This is a genomic window from Pseudoalteromonas sp. 0303 (assembly GCF_013349995.1).
In the GTDB taxonomy this organism is placed as follows: Bacteria; Pseudomonadota; Gammaproteobacteria; order Enterobacterales; family Alteromonadaceae; genus Pseudoalteromonas.
In genome coordinates this window covers 444,307-462,760 of record NZ_JABVXF010000001.1, presented here as the reverse complement: position 1 = coordinate 462,760, position 18,454 = coordinate 444,307, and the positions used below count along the sequence as shown (strand labels likewise).

10 protein-coding genes are annotated in these 18,454 nt (G+C 40.6%); all 10 read left to right on the top strand.

The window, feature by feature from the left end; all coding sequences use genetic code 11:
- Positions 1-256 precede the first annotated feature (256 nt).
- The 10 genes from HUS62_RS02105 to HUS62_RS02060 all read left to right on the top strand — a co-directional run bounded on the left by HUS62_RS02105 (position 257) and on the right by HUS62_RS02060 (position 18,445).
- Positions 257-2,341 (top strand): DUF1302 domain-containing protein, encoded by a 2,085-nt coding sequence (locus HUS62_RS02105; RefSeq protein ID WP_175078388.1) that lies wholly within the window; start codon positions 257-259, stop codon positions 2,339-2,341.
- Positions 2,342-2,353: 12 nt separating this feature from the next.
- Positions 2,354-3,718: a DUF1329 domain-containing protein gene (locus tag HUS62_RS02100; protein WP_175078403.1), complete on the top strand. Its 1,365-nt coding sequence runs from the start codon at positions 2,354-2,356 to the stop codon at positions 3,716-3,718.
- A 124-nt stretch (positions 3,719-3,842) separates the two neighbouring features.
- Positions 3,843-4,847 (top strand): YCF48-related protein, encoded by a 1,005-nt coding sequence (locus HUS62_RS02095; protein WP_175078387.1) that lies wholly within the window; start codon positions 3,843-3,845, stop codon positions 4,845-4,847.
- Entirely contained in the window at positions 4,847-7,171 is a 2,325-nt protein-coding gene (locus HUS62_RS02090) for an RND family transporter (RefSeq protein WP_175078386.1), read from the top strand. Before HUS62_RS02095 ends, HUS62_RS02090 begins: the two co-directional genes overlap by 1 nt.
- Before the next feature lie 212 nt (positions 7,172-7,383).
- A complete protein-coding gene (locus tag HUS62_RS02085) occupies positions 7,384-12,222 on the top strand; it encodes an NAD-glutamate dehydrogenase (protein WP_062564475.1) in 4,839 nt (1,612 codons plus the stop codon).
- Between the two features lie 114 nt (positions 12,223-12,336).
- Complete coding sequence (gene pyrD, locus HUS62_RS02080) at positions 12,337-13,347, top strand: quinone-dependent dihydroorotate dehydrogenase (protein ID WP_054561585.1); 1,011 nt, start codon at positions 12,337-12,339, stop codon at positions 13,345-13,347.
- Between the two features lie 120 nt (positions 13,348-13,467).
- Positions 13,468-13,998, top strand: a complete 531-nt coding sequence (locus HUS62_RS02075) for a cell division protein ZapC domain-containing protein (RefSeq protein ID WP_175078385.1) — start codon at positions 13,468-13,470, stop codon at positions 13,996-13,998.
- Positions 13,999-14,176: 178 nt separating this feature from the next.
- Positions 14,177-16,294: a bifunctional 23S rRNA (guanine(2069)-N(7))-methyltransferase RlmK/23S rRNA (guanine(2445)-N(2))-methyltransferase RlmL gene (gene rlmKL, locus HUS62_RS02070; protein ID WP_175078384.1), complete on the top strand. Its 2,118-nt coding sequence runs from the start codon at positions 14,177-14,179 to the stop codon at positions 16,292-16,294.
- Positions 16,287-16,520 carry a glutaredoxin family protein gene (locus HUS62_RS02065; RefSeq protein WP_062564473.1) on the top strand — a complete coding sequence of 78 codons (234 nt, stop codon included), beginning with the start codon at positions 16,287-16,289 and terminating at the stop codon, positions 16,518-16,520. The genes rlmKL and HUS62_RS02065 overlap by 8 nt, the downstream gene beginning before the upstream one ends.
- 14 nt (positions 16,521-16,534) lie before the next feature.
- Positions 16,535-18,445 (top strand): ABC transporter ATP-binding protein, encoded by a 1,911-nt coding sequence (locus tag HUS62_RS02060; RefSeq protein ID WP_175078383.1) that lies wholly within the window; start codon positions 16,535-16,537, stop codon positions 18,443-18,445.
- Positions 18,446-18,454: the final 9 nt, after the last annotated feature.

Sequence of the window (18,454 nt, the reverse complement as noted above, 5' to 3'; positions counted from 1 at the left end):
AAATGCTAAATTTCACTGTCCCCATTTTACTAAATTTATTATATTTTTGTTAATTCGATTTGTTCTATTGTTAATTTACGTGTATAAAATATCTGGTATGACGTCTTACCAATACGTAAACGTCACATTTTTAAATAAATATTAACCGATTGAACGCGTTCTATATTGTAATTTTACTATTTCGCTTCTATCGTTAGAAAGATACTAAAAACAACAATTTGATCACAAAACAACCCGTTACAGGGGGATGAACACAATGATAAAACGATCGCTTTTTGTTAAAAACAAAATAGCTTTGGGACTCGCGGCGGCTACACTCGGACTCTCAAGCACATCTTTGCATGCGGCAAACTTTGAGTTAGGTGACTTCGATATACGTTTTGACTCTAACTTCTCTTATGGCCAAAGCATTCGTGTTGAAGACCGAGATTTTAAACATATAGGTAAGAGTAATAATCCATCATTTGACTGGACGGGTTATCATCCTGCTTTAAATCCAATTTATTCTTCTGCTGATGTATGGAACCAACCAGGTGCATACTCTAATAATGGTGATGCAGGTAATCTTAATTTTGATAGTGGTGATTCATTCTCAAAACTATTAAAAGGTAACCATGAGTTATCAATCAGCAAAGATAACTTTGGTTTCTTCACTCGCTTTATGTACTTTTACGACTTTGCCTTGATGGATGGTGATTACGCTTATAGCAACCCAACATCAGGTAACAAAGTAGACCCATGTGATGATGACGACACAAAAGAACAAGTGTGTGCTGATTTACGTTTACTAGACGCTTATGTATGGGCAAACTTTGATTTAAATGAAGGTCGTAACCCGCTGTCTATTCGTTTAGGCCAACAAGTTGTGAACTGGGGTGAGAGTACCTTGATTTCTCATGGTATTAACGTTAACCCAGTTGATATCGATCGTTTAAAAGCCCCTGGTGCAGAGCTTAAAGAAGCTTTCATACCTGTTGGTATGCTTTGGGCATCACTAGGCATCACAGATAACTTAACGCTAGAAGGTTTCTACCAATATGAATGGCATGAAACACGTCTTCCAGCGGCTGGTACATACTTCTCGACGAACGATTTCGCGTCAGAAAATGGTTATCAGCAAAATATCCAATTGGGCTTCACGTCTAACCCGGATATCGATTTAGCATCCTTAACTGAAAGCTTAAATAATTTAGATGACATTGTTCGCTCTCAAGGCGTTGATCCTACATCTGCACAAGGCCAAGCAATGATGGCGCAAATGTACCTAGCTTACCCAACCAAAGTGGCGTTAAAAGGCAAAGGTGGTGCAGGTAAAAACGAGCCAGACGATGGTGGCCAGTATGGTTTACGTTTAGGTATGTACTTACCTGAATTAAACGACACTGAAGTGGCGTTATACCACATTAACTATCATAGCCGTCGTCCGGTAATTTCTGGTCAGGTATCAAACTTCACTGATGCGGCAATCGCTGCTGATATCGGTATGTTATTAACAACAGATATCACAGAAGATAATGTAACTAGTCTGCAAGCATTCACTAAAGGCCAGTTACAATACCCAGAAGATATTAAACTGTACGGTCTTAGCTTCAATACATCAGTAGGCGAAACGGCACTTGCTGGTGAATTTGCATTTCGCCAAGATGAGCCTCTGCAAATTGATGACGTAGAGCTGTTATATGCGGGTATGCCAGAGCAATTAGCAGTTGCAGGTATTCGTCCTGACTTTGCTGGTATTTCACAAATGAGCCCAGGCGATGCTACTAGCGTTGTAGGCCCTGGTGAAGTAGCACAAGGATTTATCCTACGTAACACTGCACAATTACAATTTACAGCAACACACCTATTTGGCCCTTCACTTGGAGCTGATAGCTGGGCGGTAGTTGGTGAAATTGGTGGTGTACGCATTAACGATATGCCAGATTACGATGAGCTTCGTTTAAATGTTGCTGGTACTGGTCGAAGCGGTATTATGCAAGGCCCATTAAGTGATGACTATTCAACACTGCACTTAGGTCTTTCTAATGGTCCTGAAACGAACCCGTTCCCAACGGCTTCTGCATGGGGTTATCGTTTAATTGCGAAAGGTGATTATTATAACTTCTTCAGTGGTGTTAACTTCTCACCACGTTTTGTGTTCTCTCACGATGTGAATGGTATTACACCTGATCCAATGTTCTTATTTGTTGAAGACCGTAAATCGCTCGGTGTAACCATGAACTTCAACTATCAAAATGCGTGGTCGTTCGACTTTAGCTACAACTCATTCTGGGGTGGTGGCGCAACGAATACTTTCTCTGACCGCGATTATGTATCTTTCAATATTAAATATTCAATCTAAGGGTAAATTATGATTATTAGAAAACCTACCCTCATTGCTGCAGCATTTTGTGGCGTTTTCGCAAGCTCAAGTGTACTTGCAAAAATTACCGCTGATGAAGCGGCACGTTTAGGTAAAGATTTAACACCTATTGGCGCAGAAAAAGCTGCGAACAAAGACGGTTCTATCCCAGCTTGGGATGGTGGTATCACAACACCACCTGCTGGTTATAAACCGGGAATGCATCATCCTGATCCTTATGCTGATGATAAAATCTTATTCACGATTGATAAATCGAATGTAGCTGAGTACAAAGATTTCTTAAGCCCAGGTCAAATTGAATTATTCAATACTTATCCTGATACGTTTAAGATGAACATCTATCCAACACGTCGTAGCGCGTCTTATCCTCAGTTTGTATATGATGCAACTAAAAAGTATGCAACGACAGCTGAGTTAGTAGAAGGCGGTAACGGTATTAAAAACACTGCTGTGGGTGTTCCGTTCCCAATCCCTAAAGATGGCTTAGAAGCTATTTGGAACCACTTATTACGTTTCCGTGGTTTATCAATTGAGCGTTCTGGTGGTCAAGCAGCACCAACAGCATCTGGTTCATATAACTATGTAGGTTTTGATGAGCAACTGTTAGTTGAGTATTCATCACCTGAAGCAACGCCTGAAAAGCTACAAGAATCTAATATCTTGTTTAAGTTTAAGCAAAAAGTAACTGAGCCAGCGCGTCTTGCCGGCACTGCGTTATTAGTTCATGAAACAATGGACCAAATCTTAACGCCACGCCAAGCATGGACATACAACTCAGGTCAGCGTCGTGTTCGTCGTGCACCTAATGTTGCCTATGATGCACCGGGAACAGCAGCTGATAGCTTACGTACGACTGATGACTTTGATATGTTCAACGGTTCTCCAAATCGTTACAACTGGACATTAAAAGGTAAGCAAGAGCTTTATATTCCTTATAACAGCTATAAGCTTCACAGTGACAAACTAAGCTACGATGATATTCTGCAAGCAGGTCATATCAATCCTGAACATGTTCGTTATGAAAAACACCGTGTTTGGGTAGTTGAAGCGAACCTGAAAGAGGGCACGCGTCATATCTATAAAAAACGTGTTTTCTATATTGATGAAGATAGCTGGCAAGTACATGTAACGGATATCTATGATAACCGTGATCAAATGTATCGTGTAGCGATGGCGCATGGTCTTAACTACTATGAAGTACCAACTCATTGGAGTACATTAGAAGTTTACCATGACCTTAACTCTCGTCGTTATTTAGCAATTGGTTTAGACAACCAAGAAAAAATGTATGATTTCTCACAATCATTCAACGATAACGAGTTTACTTCAAGCGCATTACGCCGCGAAGGTCGTTAATCAAATTAAGGCACCTGACCCCAGGTGCCTTTTGCAATTCGCGTAAGTCATCAGTACACGCAATAGATTTCTCAGTGGCTTTTTTGACTTCTCTTTTTTATTTTTTCGAAGGCGATTTATCTTTATGAAGTATTTGCTTTATGCCTGTCTTGCTTATAGTGCTTCATGTTTTGCTCAAGACATGCCTATGCCGCAACAAGCGATTAGCGCTGTTAACGCAAACAAAACTCTTCTCACCGACATTGAACTAGCTGGCCCAAATCTCATTGCAGTTGGCAAACACGGTGTGGTTATCACAAGTACAGACGCTCAAACTTGGCAACAAGCCAGTGTGCCTACTCAAGTGCTGCTAACAGCCGTTGATTTTTATAATAACGATTTAGGCTGGGCATGTGGTCATGATGCAACCATCATTAATACTGTAGATGCAGGAAAAACCTGGCAGTTACAGCAATCTTTACCAAACATGGATAAGCCATGTTTAGACATTTTATTTACAACAGACAAACAGGGCTATGCAGTTGGTGCATACGGAATGTTTTTTGAAACTAACGATGGTGGCCAAACTTGGCAGAAGCGTTTTTTAGATAGCTTGTTATTTGAAGAAGACCGTGAATACCTCAATGATTTAAAAGACAGTGACCCAGAAGGCTATGAAATTGAAACAGCTTCAATACTGCCGCATTTTAATCGCATCGTTAAAACCGAGAAGAGTCTATTTCTAGCCGGTGAAATGGGTTTAATGGCACAAAGTTTCGACAATGGTCAAACATGGCAGCGTCTTGAAGAGATTTATATGGGCTCTTTCTTTACGTTTGCGTCAACTTCAGATCAAGGTGGTGAAGATCTAGTTGCAGGCCTTCGAGGCAACATTTTCACTCGCCAAGCTGGCAGTGAACAGTGGCAACAAATACCACACGACAATTATGCAACCGTGAATAGCGCGATTAAATACAACAACCAGTGGTTATTATTTGCCAACAGCGGGGTGATTTTCCAAATTGAGAATGGCCAATTATCAGAACAACAAATGGCCGATGGTAAATCGTTACTTGATGGTGTTGTGTTTCAAGACAAACTAGTTATGGCTTCAGAAAATGGCATTAAAGTGAAGGAGTTGAATCCGTAATGCGTGGTTTTTTAGATATGTTAGAAAGAGCGGTGTTTCGTCATCGCTTATTCGCAATTATTTCCTTTGCTTTGATCACTTGTTTCTTATTATTCAAAGCAACACAAATTCAATTAGACGCGTCGTTTAATAAAAATATTCCGCTTAATCATGACTACATGAAAGTTTACACCAAACATGAAAAACAGTTTGGTGGAGCAAACAGCATTTTGATTTCTGTCTGTGATGCAGATGGTGATATTTTTAATGAGGAATTTTTCACCCAACTTAAAGCAGTTCATGATCAGCTTTACTTTATTCCTGGTGTAAATCGTCCGTTAGTTAATTCAATCTTCGCACCGAGTGCGCGTTTTGTTGAAGTGGTTGAAGATGGTTTTGCTGGCGGTCCAATTATTCCAGCAAACTTTACCGCTGATAAACGTGGTCTTGCGGTTGTAAAAGAAAACATCGAAAAAGCAAAAGTCGTTGGCCGTATGATTGCCAGTGACTACTCATGTGCGATGGTGACAGCCCAGCTACTCGAAACTGATCCACAAACGCAAGAAAAACTAGATACTTTAGCCTTTGCAGAAAAGCTAGAAACACAAGTTCGTGACCCGCTAAGTACTGACAAGGTCAGTATTCATATTATTGGTTTTGCGAAAATGGCAGGGGATGTAGCAGAGGGCGCTAAGGGCGTACTGCTATTCTTTGCTATTGCTATTGCTTTCACATTCGTAATGGTTTGGCTGTTCTGCCATTCATTAAAACTGACTATTTTACCAATTGCCTGTTCAATCATTGCTGTTGTTTGGCAGTTAGGCTTGCTTTCAAGCTTAGGCTTTGGTTTAGACCCTATGTCAATTTTAGTGCCGTTTTTAGTGTTTGCGATTGGTGTAAGCCATGGCGTGCAAATGATCAATGACATTGGCAAAAAAGTGTCTACGGGTAGTTCAACTCGGGTTTGTTGTCAGGCAAGCTTTAGAGCACTTCTGATCCCTGGTGGTATTGCACTGCTATCAGACACAATTGGTTTCTTAACTTTACTCACCATTGATATTGGTATTATTCGTGAGCTTGCTATCACAGCGAGTTTAGGTGTAGCGGTAATTATTTTCACCAACTTAATTTTATTACCTGTATGGGCATCGTACATGCGTTTTGAAGGCTCTGTGCATATTCAAGCAGGTACTCACACAGACAAACCAAATCTACTAGACAAGTTACGCGAGCTATTAGTAAAAGCGACAGATCGTAAAACAGCTGGTTTTATTATCGTCTTTACGGCTGTGTTATTTGCAGTGGGTTACTGGCAAGCTGACAAAATGCGTATTGGTGACTTACATGCTGGTGCGCCATCTTTGCACCAAGATGCCCGCTATAACCAAGACACCTTTTTGATTTCTGATAAATACACCATTTCATCAGATATCCTAAAAGTGATTGTAGAAGCGTATCCTGCTGCGTGTACTGAGCATGATGTTATGGAGCGTATTAGTCGTTTCCAATGGCAGATGGAAAACGTTGCAGGAGTACAATCGGCTGTGAGCTTAAGCTCAGTTGCGCAATCTGTGAACGCCGGCTTCAACGAAGGTAACTTAAAATGGCAAAGCTTGCCGCGCAATACGGCAAGTTTAGTGCAAGCTACTTCACGGGTTGAAACAAGCTCAGGTTTACTCGATGGAAACTGCTCTGTAATGCCTGTGATTATTTTCTTAAATGACCACAAAGCAGAAACAATTGACCATGTGGTAGCTAAAGTTAAAGAGTTTGCTAAGGCTGAAGAAACCGCTGAATTAAAGTTTAAGCTAGCGTCAGGCCCTGTCGGTGTAATGGCTGCAACGAACGAATCGGTATCGGCTGCACAGCTACCTATGATGCTTTACGTTTACGGCGCAGTAATCCTGCTATGCTTAATTAGCTTTAGAAGTGTTAAGGCAACGGTCGCGGTTGTATTACCTCTGTACATCGTATCAACCTTAGCGCAAGCGTTGATGGTACAACTTGAAATAGGTTTAACAGTGTCGACATTACCAGTTATCGCTTTAGGTGTTGGTATTGGTGTCGATTACGGGATTTACATACTTTCATCAATGATGGGGCAGCTAAAACAAGGTGTGGCACTGGAAGTGGCTTATCGTAATGCATTAGCAGAGCGTGGTAGTGCAGTGCTGTTCACAGGTATTACCTTAGCCATTGGTGTTAGCACATGGATTTTCTCTGATCTGAAGTTCCAAGTGGATATGGGTATTCTTCTGACCTTCATGTTTTTGGTTAACATGTTGGGTGCAGTACTACTTTTACCTGCAATTGGTAGCTTCCTCTGGACTGACCAGAAAAAATAATGTGAATAATTGTGCTCCAATATGGCCAGTAATGGCCATTTATATCTATATTTTGTGAATAGATGACCAAATAGCTGAAAAGCTTAAAATGATTTCATCGAAAAGGCTGTTTATTAGCTGTAAAAGAGTTAGAATTTACCTGACTCCACGCTAATAAATGGCTGTACAAATATTCTACTAATCGATAAGTAGTATAGATTAAGGAACATACAATGACACGAAATGAAGGGCAAGCCTCGGTTATCTTAGATAATGTCTGTAAGCTGATCCAGAAAAAAGTTCACGCTGATAATGTGTTACTCGTTGAGAAATTCGCCAAAGCCTTGTACAGCAATATGTCTAAAGAGGATTTGGCTCATCGCAACGATAGTGACTTATATGGCGCTGCACTAAGCCTATGGAACTCGCTAGAAAAAAATAATTCTGATGACGCGGTTGTCCGTGTTTTCAATCCTGAAGTAGCAAAAGATGGCTGGCAGTCATCGCACACTATTGTTGAAATCATCGCGAAAGATATGCCTTTCCTCGTTGATTCTGTGCGCATGGCCATGACTCGCGCAAACATCGCTTCTCACTTATTACTTCACTCTCCGCTGAAAATCCAACGTGATAAAAATGCTAAAATCACCGGTATTTCAAGCTTAAAAGCAGAGCAAGAATCAACGTCGACAAAAACTGTGTTCTTTATCGAAATTGATCGTCAAACAGATGCAAAAGTAATTGAGTCTTTCAAAAAAGAACTTGAGTCTGTGTTAGTTGACGTATCTATCGCTGTAGAAGATTGGCAGCCAATTCGTGAAAAGCTTATAGCGGTTACGAAAGACTTACCAAAACGCCACCATAATAATAACGAAAGCGAAGTTGCAGAGACGGTAGAGTTTTTAGACTGGTTAGCTAAAGATAACTTTACGCTAATGGGTTACCGTGAGTATGAACTTTCGCCTGTGCAAGGTGATTACCAGTTAAAAGGTAAAAAGGGCACTAGCCTTGGTCTAATGAAAAACACTGACGAAGAGCATAGCCGCTTACTTTCTGAGTTACCTGAAGTAGCGCGCCAAGAAGCGCGTAGCAGTAACTTATTAATTTTAACGAAAACAAATTCAGTGTCTCGTGTACATCGACCTGCATACATCGACTACGTGGGTATTAAGCGTTTTGATGATGAGGGCAATGTAATTGGTGAAGATCGCTTCCTTGGTTTATTTTCATCAAGCTTTTACAACAACAGCGCCGCTGATGTACCTGTACTGAAAAGTAAGATTAACCGCATTATGGAAATGTGTGACTTTGCTAAAGGCACCCATGCATACAAAGCGGTATTAAATATTTTAGAAACGTATCCACGTGATGAGCTTGTGCAAGCACGTGAAGCTGAACTACTTGAAGTTGCCATGGGCGTATTACAAGTACAAGAGCGTGATATGTGCCGTATTTTTGTGCGTAAAGACGCATATGGCCGTTTCTTCTCTTGCATGGTATATGTTCCGCGTGAGCGCTATAACACGGCACTACGTCGTGAAACGCAACGTATCTTAGCCAATGCATTTAATTCTGACGACAAAGTCGAATTTACTACTTTCTTCTCTGAGTCAACATTAGCCCGTACACATTACACGGTGCGTGTGACTGACAATAATATTGAATATAACGTGAAAGACATCGAAAACAACCTAATTGAAGCTGCCCGTACTTGGGAAGATAGACTCCAATCTGCACTACTTGAAAGCGCAGGTGAAGCACGCGGTAAAGAACTAAACCGTAAATATGCACAAGCGTTTGCAAGTGCGTATAAAGATCAGGTTTTACCAAGTGCAGCGGTTGTTGATATTGAAAAGCTAGAACTTCTAAACGACGAGAACAAACTTGAGATGTTGTTCTACCGTCCACAAGAAGAAGCAAACACCAATGTTGTTCGTTTAAGCTTATTCCATAAAGATGTGCCAATCCACTTATCTGACGTAATGCCGATGTTAGAAAACTTTGGTTTACGCGTAGTGGGTGAAACGCCTTACTCAGTGAAAACGACTGACGGTAAAGTTAATTGGATCATGGATTTCACCATGCTAATTGACAACAAGGGCATTGCTGACTTTGATAAAGTCTCAGCGCGTTTCCGTGCAGCGTTAACGAACGTGTGGAATAACCGTTTAGAAAATGATGGCTTCAACCGTTTAGTATTAATGGGTGGCTTAACAGGTCGTGAAGCGTCTATTCTTCGTGCCTACGCAAAATACATGCGTCAAATTGGTGTAACTTTCTCGCAAACTTACATCGAAAGCACATTTGCAAATTACCCACACATTGCATCGCAAATCGTTAACTTATTCACTAAAAAGTTCTCAGTTAAGAACCCAGGTAGTGAGAAGACACTTGAGAAGCTAGTTGCACAAGTTAATCTTGAACTAGAAAACGTAGCAAACCTAGATGATGACCGTATCATCCGTTTATACGTTGATATGATCAATGCAACTCTTAGAACGAACTTCTTCCAAAAAGAAGCTGATGGCCAATTTAAGTCATACGTATCGTTCAAAGTTCAGCCTTCTATGATCCCTGAAATGCCATTACCACTGCCTGCGTTTGAGATCTTTGTATACTCGCCGCGCGTTGAAGGCGTGCATTTACGTGGTGGTAAAGTTGCTCGTGGTGGTTTACGTTGGTCTGATCGTCGTGAAGACTTCCGTACTGAAGTACTGGGCCTTGTTAAAGCGCAACAAGTTAAAAATACAGTTATCGTGCCAGTAGGTTCTAAAGGTGGTTTCGTATGTAAACAGCTACCGACAGACCGTGAAGCATTCTTCAAAGAAGGCCAAGAGTGTTACAAGATTTTCATCCGTGGTTTATTAGATATCACAGATAACATTGAACGTGGTGAGATTGTGCCACCAGTTGATGTTGTTCGTCATGATGAAGATGACCCGTATTTAGTTGTTGCTGCCGATAAGGGTACTGCGACTTTCTCTGATATCGCAAACGGCATTGCAAATGAATATAACTTCTGGCTAGGTGATGCATTCGCATCAGGTGGCTCAGTAGGTTACGACCACAAGAAAATGGGTATCACTGCAAAAGGTGCCTGGGAATCTGTTAAGCGTCATTTCCGTGAAATGGATATTGACTGTCAAACAACTGATTTCACTGTGGTGGCAATCGGCGACATGGCAGGTGACGTATTTGGTAACGGTATGTTGCTTTCTAAGCACATTCGCTTACAAGTAGCGTTTAACCACATGCACATCTTTGTTGATCCAAACCCAGATGCAGCGACATCTTACCCAGAGCGTGAGCGTTTATTTAATCTACCGCGTTCTTCGTGGGAAGATTACAACAAAGACCTCATTTCTCAAGGTGGTGGTATTTTCTCTCGTGCGGCTAAATCAATTAGCTTAAGCCCAGAAATGAAGAAAATGCTTGGCACTAAGAAAGCGAGCATGACACCTAACGAGTTAATCAAAGCAGCTCTAATGATGGAGTTTGATTTACTTTGGAATGGTGGTATCGGTACTTACATCAAGAACTCTAAAGAGACTGATGCTGATGTGGGTGACCGCGCGAATGATGCACTTCGTATTAACGGTTCTGAGCTTGGTGCAAAGATCTTAGGTGAGGGCGGTAACTTAGGTGCGACTCAATTAGGTCGTATTGAATTTGCGGCTAAAGGCGGTCGTGTTAACACCGACTTTATCGATAACGTAGGTGGTGTTGCGTGTTCAGATAACGAAGTAAACATCAAGATCTTACTTAATGGCCTAGTTGCTGAAGGTGACTTAACACGTAAACAGCGTGATGAGTTACTTTATTCAATGACTGATGAAGTGTCTGAGTTAGTATTGAAAGACTGTTATCGTCAAACGCATACCTTATCGATTACTCAATCAAAAGGTACGTCAACGCTTAAAGAAAAAGTACGTTTCATCCATGCCCTTGAAAAAGATGGCAAGCTTAACCGTGCAATCGAGTTCATTCCAACGGATGAAGAGCTTGCAGAGCGCGCAGCAGCGGGTAAAGATTTAACTCGTCCAGAGCTTTCTGTACTTGTTTCTTACGCGAAGATGGTATTAAAAGAGTCTCTAGTGGTTGATGAAATCACTGAAAACCCTTACTACCGTCAGTTATTAGTTAAGTCGTTCCCAGTGCCACTTCGTGAGAAGTTCAACGATGCAATGGATAACCATCCACTTCGTAAAGAGATTATTGCAACGAAACTTGCAAACAACATCGTTAACGATATGGGTCTTAACTTTATGGTTCGTATGCACGAAGAAACAGGTGCTAACGAAGCTGAAATCGCACTTTGCTACTCAATTGCAAAAGAAGTGTTCCAGATGCCAGAAACATGGTCATCGATTGTTGCACTTGATAATAAGATCCCAGCAGCTGTACAAACAGAAATGCTATATCAATTACGTCGTACGGTTCGTCGTGCAACACGTTGGTTCTTACGTCATCGCAATAAAGCACAAACAATTGAGCAAGCAATTGAATTCTTTGCACCAACATTTGCTGATTTAAGTGAAAACTTAAACAGCTACATGGTTGAAAAAGAAAGCGAGCGCTTAGTTAAAGCGGCAGATAAGCTAATTGACAGCAATGTACCAAAAGCACTTGCAACACGTATTGTGTCACTATCAAGCTTATTCTCTGTAATGGACTTAGCTGAAATCGCTAACAATTCAGAGCGTAGCATTGATATGGTTTCTAACACCTACTTCAAGCTAGGTGCGCGTATGGGCTTACATTGGTTCCTTGACCAAATCACCAACCAACCAGTTGCGAATCACTGGCAAGCACTTGCGCGTGCTTCTTACCGTGAAGAGCTGGATTGGCAACAACGTACATTATCAGCTGTGGTACTTAATAGCTTTGCTGCAGACAGCAAAGACATTGATGCACAAATTGATGAGTGGATGGATAACCAAGATCTACTATTACAACGTTGGAAGCAGATGCTTTCTGAGTTCAAAACATCGCAAAGCCATGATTTTGCGAAGTTCTCAGTGGCACTTCGTGAACTAATGTTGTTAAGCCACAACTGTGACACTTCCAAATAAGTGAAAAGTCGTTAAAATACATACCCCAGCTCGCTGGGGTATTTTTTTGCCCTTAATTTGCAATGGTCCGTTTATAAACGGCTACCTTGTTTATTTTTACCTAAGGAACAAACCATGTTTTATGATCTAGCTCGCCGTTTTATGTTTACCCGTGATGCGGAGTGGGCTCATGAATTTGCACTTAATAATTTACGCCGATTTGCTCATACGCCATTGAGTGCTGCGTGGTCTCAATCTGTCCCTAATAAACCCGTCAACTTTTTAGGTTTAGAGTTTAAAAACCCAGTAGGTTTAGCGGCTGGCTTAGATAAAAATGCTGAGTGTATTGATGCATTTTCGCAAATGGGTTTTGGTTTTGTAGAAGTAGGTACTGTTACACCACGTCCGCAAGCGGGTAACGATAAACCGCGAATTTTCCGCTTACCTGAATCAAATGCGATTATTAACCGCATGGGCTTTAACAATAAGGGCGTTGATAACCTAGTTAACAATGTTAAAGCAGCGAAATACGACGGTATTCTAGGTATTAATATTGGTAAAAATAAAGATACACCAAACGAGCAGGGTAAAGATGATTACATTCACTGTATGCGAAAAGTATTTGAGCATGCATCGTATATCACAGTAAATATTTCTTCACCGAATACCCCAGGTCTTCGTGATTTACAGTACGGCGAAGCGCTTGATGACTTATTGCAAAGCTTAAAGAATGAACAACTTGATCTAGTTGCTAAACATAACAAACAAGTGCCTATGCTAGTTAAGATCGCCCCTGATCTTGATGAAGTACAAATCGGCCAAGTTAGTGAGTCATTGATCAACAATAAGATAGATGGTGTTATTGCTACAAACACCACACTTGAGCGTGCAATGGTACAAGGTCAACAATACGCAAATGAAGCGGGTGGTTTATCAGGCCAGCCTGTGCGTCAGCGTTCAACCCACGTGGTTAGTGAGCTTAAGCGTTTAACCGAAGGTAAACTACCTATCATTGGTGTGGGTGGTATTGACGATGCTGATTCGGCAAAAGAGAAATTTGCAGCTGGTGCAGACCTTGTACAAGTTTACACTGGTTTCATTTATAAAGGCCCAGAATTGGTAAAAACGATCCTAAACAGCTTATAAGGATCAGTTATCTAAGCAATTGATCATTAATAAAATGTTCTAAGAAATCATTTTATTAATGGTCTGCTTTAGTTATAATTTGTGATTATGCGCACAGTATTTATTCGTTAGGGAGGGGACATGTTACAAGCATCTAAGCAATGGAAATGGCTTGCTTGTGCAAAAAATAATCGTCTTTTGGTTGACCTAGACCAAGATATGCAACTGTGCACGCCTTACAAACTTCGCCAACTCACCGATTCTGTTTTACAAGAGCCTAACTTTAGCCTTGAAGACGCTGCATTTTATCAGCAAGTTTATCAATACCTCGAAACTTTCTCACTATGGAACCCTGCACAGCTTTGCCAAATCGCGCTAAATGCTACTGCGGTCAAATTTCATTTAAAGCCAGTACTTGCAAAAAGTTGGTTCTTTCATGAGTATCATGGCAGCCAGCCAAGTGTCGAAGCGGTTGTTAAATTGTGCTCACAGGCACAAGAAGGTGAGTTTTTAATTGTTGACCACTCAAGCGAAGCCTCAGTGTGTATTAACCTAAGCCAACACTTTCAACTAGACGAAAACCTTTCTCTTGAACAGTTTGAGGCTATTAAGGTTTTAAATAACCGTATCCATCCTGTTTATATTCAACAAAAACAGTTTAAATCAGCCTAGGGCTTGTTGACCTTTGTGAATTAAAATTTGTTCACTTTAGGAGCTATTTAATCGCGGCGCGAGATTTGTAACCTAGTGAGCTAAGTAAAAATCCAGCTAATATCCCTGCAAATGTTGGCGTTTTTGTTCGCCAAGCTATGCTATAATCCTGCGCAATTAGCATTTAAGGGTTTTTACTTTGCAATTTATCGCACTTACTTCTATCGGAATAGAAAATTTACTTGTTGATGAGCTTACAGCACTAGGTGCAGAAGTCTCAAAACAAACCGTGGGCTCTGTACGTTTTGAAGCAGATAGCTTATTAGCACAAAAGATTTGTTTATCGAGCCGTTTTGCGACTCGTATCATGATGCTGATAGAAGAAAAAGAAGGCGTAAAAGACAAAGACAGCCTTTATCAATTTGCGCGCTTGCAGCCTTGGCAGGAATGGTTTGGCCCTAAACAAACCTTTGCTGTTGATTTTAGTGGTACTAATAACGACTTAAAAAATACGCAATTTTCTGGTCTAGTTGTAAAAGATGCGATTGTTGATTACTTCGCGGATTTATTCGAGCAACGTCCTGATGTTGATAAATACAATGCCAATGTACGTGTTGTAGCAAGATTGAACCGTCAAGGTGTTGCGCTTTACATCGATTATTCTGGCCCGCGTTTATCTGAGCGTGGTTATCGTCAAGATCAAGGCAAAGCGCCGATTAAAGAGCATTTAGCTGCAGCCCTTGTGAAACGAAGTGGTTGGCTTGAAAACGTACAACAACCTTTATTCGATCCATGTTGTGGCTCTGGTACCATTTTAATTGAAGCTGCAAGCATGGCACGCAATGAAGCGCCGGGCTTATTCCGTGAAGGTTTTGCCTTTGAGCGATTGCCTAGTTTCCGAATTCAAAAATACAAAGAATTAAAAGCAGAACTAACGGCCCAAATTACAGATCCTAAACTTTGGCTTATTGGCCATGATATTGACGCCAGTGTGATTTCAAAAGCGCAAGAAAACGCAGAGCGTGCTGACCTTGGTAATGTGATTAAGTTTAAACAAAGTGATGCCACTAAGTTAACCTCAGTTGCGAAACTACCTGGTGTGGTGATTTCAAACTTACCTTATGGTGAACGTTTAGGCTCAATGGCTGAGCTGGTGAACTTACATCGTAGCTTAGGTGTAGGTTTTAAAAAGCACTTTAATCATTGGAAACTTGCTTTACTTGGCACTGACGAAAGCTTATTTAAGTTATTAAAGTTAGTTAAGTTAAAACGTTATAAGTTTAAAAATGGCCCTTTAGATGTTGTATTAAACCTATACCAACTTGACGATAAACAAGTAGAACTTAGCAAAGAAGATAAGCCGGCTCTTAATTTTGAAGGTTCAACTGCCTTTGCAAACCGTTTAAAGAAAAATAAGCAAAATTTAAAGAACTGGTTAAAGCAAAATGAAGTAAGCTGCTACCGTGTTTATGATGCGGATATTCCAGAATATAACGTAGCTGTTGATGTATACGATGATTCAGCGGTTATTTTTGAATATGCTGCACCGAAAGAAATCGATTACAATACGGCTCAAAAACGTTTGCAAGATGTGATCAGCTTGACCGCTGAGCAATTAAAGATAGCACCAGAAAATATTGCAGTTAAAGTGCGTAAAAAGCAAAAAGGTGAAGAGCAATATACCAAGGTAGCAAAACAAAATCGTACTCAAGTAGTTGAAGAGTTTGGCGCTAAATTCAAAGTAAACTTATTTGATTATTTAGATACTGGTTTATTTTTAGATCACCGTTTAGCTCGTCGTTATATCCAACAAAACGCACAAGGCAAACGTTTCTTAAACTTGTTTGCTTATACAGGCAGCGCATCTGTGCATGCTGCTGTGGGTGGTGCTAAAGCGATTACCACGGTTGATATGTCAAAAACCTACCTAAAGTGGGCGCAAGAAAACTTTGCTCTGAATGATATCAGTAATACACGTTATCGTTTTGAGCAAGCAGACTGCTTGAAGTGGCTTGAGTATGCACAAGGCCAATATGATTTAATTTTCTTAGATCCACCGACGTTCTCAAACTCAAAACGTATGAAAGATGCGTTTGATGTACAACGCGACCATATCAAATTACTTACCTGGGTTAAGAAAATTTTAAGCCCTAACGGTACGCTTATATTCTCAAATAATAAGCGTGGCTTTAGCATGGATGAAGTAGGGCTAATGGGTCTGGGTTTAAAAGCAGAAAACATTTCTGACAAGACTTTATCACCAGATTTTAAACGTAATAAGCAAATTCATAATAGCTGGCTTATTACCCATGGCTAACTTTACCCTGTACCACACTGATGGCTGTCATCTGTGTGAAATGGCCGATGAATTATTAATTGCTGCAAACGCTTCGTTTGTAGCAAAAGATATTATGGACAGTGAACAGCTGATTGAACTTTACCAAACCAGTATTCCGGTTGTGGAATCTCATCAAGGCAAGAAATTATTTTGGCCTTTTGATGCTGAGCAATTAGCGCAATTTATTGCTGATAATAAAGAATAAGAGTAGTAATCACGATGGATTTAATCAGAATAGCCAAAGCTCAACTCGCTTATGGTACGCATCCGCTACTAGATGATGCCGATGCCGTTATTGAGTCAGGTGAGCGCGTTTGTATCGTTGGTCGAAACGGTGCAGGTAAATCAACACTATTAAAAGTGCTTGATGGCCAAGTGACATTGGATGATGGTGAAATCAACCAATTAGGCGGTATTCGCATTTCACGTTTAGAGCAAGATCCACCAAAAGGGGCGGCAGGCTCAGTATTTGATTATGTCGCGCAGGGCATGCCTGACATTGCTAACTTACTGATAGAATATCACCAAGTTAGTAATCAAATGCAAACAGACTATAACGATAAATTGCTTAACAAATTAGAGCGTTTATCTAATCAATTAGAAACCGTTGATGGCTGGCGTTTTGATACCCGTATTCAGCTCGTTTTATCTCGCTTAGAGCTAGACCCAGAAGCCAAGCTTGAATCATTATCGGGTGGTTGGCTACGTAAAGTTGCTCTTGCACGAGCCTTGGTTAGTGAACCTGATTTACTGCTACTTGATGAGCCTACCAACCACTTAGATATGAGTAGTGTTATTTGGCTTGAGCAATTTTTAAAAGAGTTTAAAGGCGGCATCGTTTTTATTTCTCACGACCGTGCATTCATTCGAGCAATTGCAACCCGTATTCTTGATTTAGACCGTGGTAAGCTGGTTTCATACCCTGGCGATTATGCGACATATCTTGAACAAAAAGCGCATGATCTAAAAGTAGAAGAAACACAAAACGCATTATTTGATAAGCGCTTAGCAGAAGAAGAAGCGTGGATCCGCCAAGGTATTAAAGCACGTAGAACGCGTAATGAAGGCCGTGTACGTGCTTTAAAAGAGTTACGTAAAGAGCGTAAGCAGCGTGTTGATCAAGTCGGTAAAACTGATTTCAATATTGAAACAGCGGATCGTTCAGGTAAATTAGTATTCGAAGCGAAAAACATCTGTCATGCATTTAAAGATAAAGTCATCGCAAAAGACTTTTCAACCCTTGTTATGCGTGGCGATCGTGTTGGCCTTGTTGGGCCAAATGGTATTGGTAAAACAACACTGCTTAAAATTTTATTTGGTGACTTAACACCTGATAGCGGCAGTGTTAAGCAAGGTGTTAACTTAGAGTTTGCTTATTTTGACCAGTATCGTCAAAAGCTTGATGAAGAAGCAACAGTACAAGATAACGTAGCTGAAGGTAAGCAAGAAGTGATGATGGGCGGGCGCTCACGTCATGTACTAGGTTACTTACAAGACTTCTTATTTCCACCGGCAAGAGCGCGTACGCCAGTAAAAGCGCTTTCGGGTGGTGAGAAAAACCGCTTATTATTAGCAAAGTTATTTTTAAAGCCATCTAACATTATTGTTCTCGATGAGCCTACCAATGACCTCGATATTGAAACTTTAGAGCTTTTAGAAGAGATCATTAACCAATATCAGGGCACTGTACTGATTGTAAGCCATGACCGTGAATTTATTGATAATACCTGTAATTCTGTATGGGCATTTGAAGGTAACGGCAAGATCACCGATATTGTCGGAGGCTATAGCGACTATGAAGCGTATGCAGCTCATTTAGCTGAGCAAGAAAAACAACAACAGCAACAAATTAAGCAAGAAAAGCCGGCCGTTGTTAGCCAAGATAAAACACCAAAGAAAAGTAATAAACTCTCTTACAAATTAAAACTTGAATTAGAAGAATTACCCAGTAAAGTGGAACAACTTGAAAAAGCGTTAGACGCTCAGCAAGTTGTGGTTAATGACCCTGACTTTTTTAAGCAAGATGCTGCAATTACAACAGAAGCATTGAACCATTTAGCCGAGTTAGAGTCTGAGCTTGAAGTCGCTTTTGAGCGCTGGGAAGAACTCGAAGATTTAAAGAATCAGTAGTAAGGATTA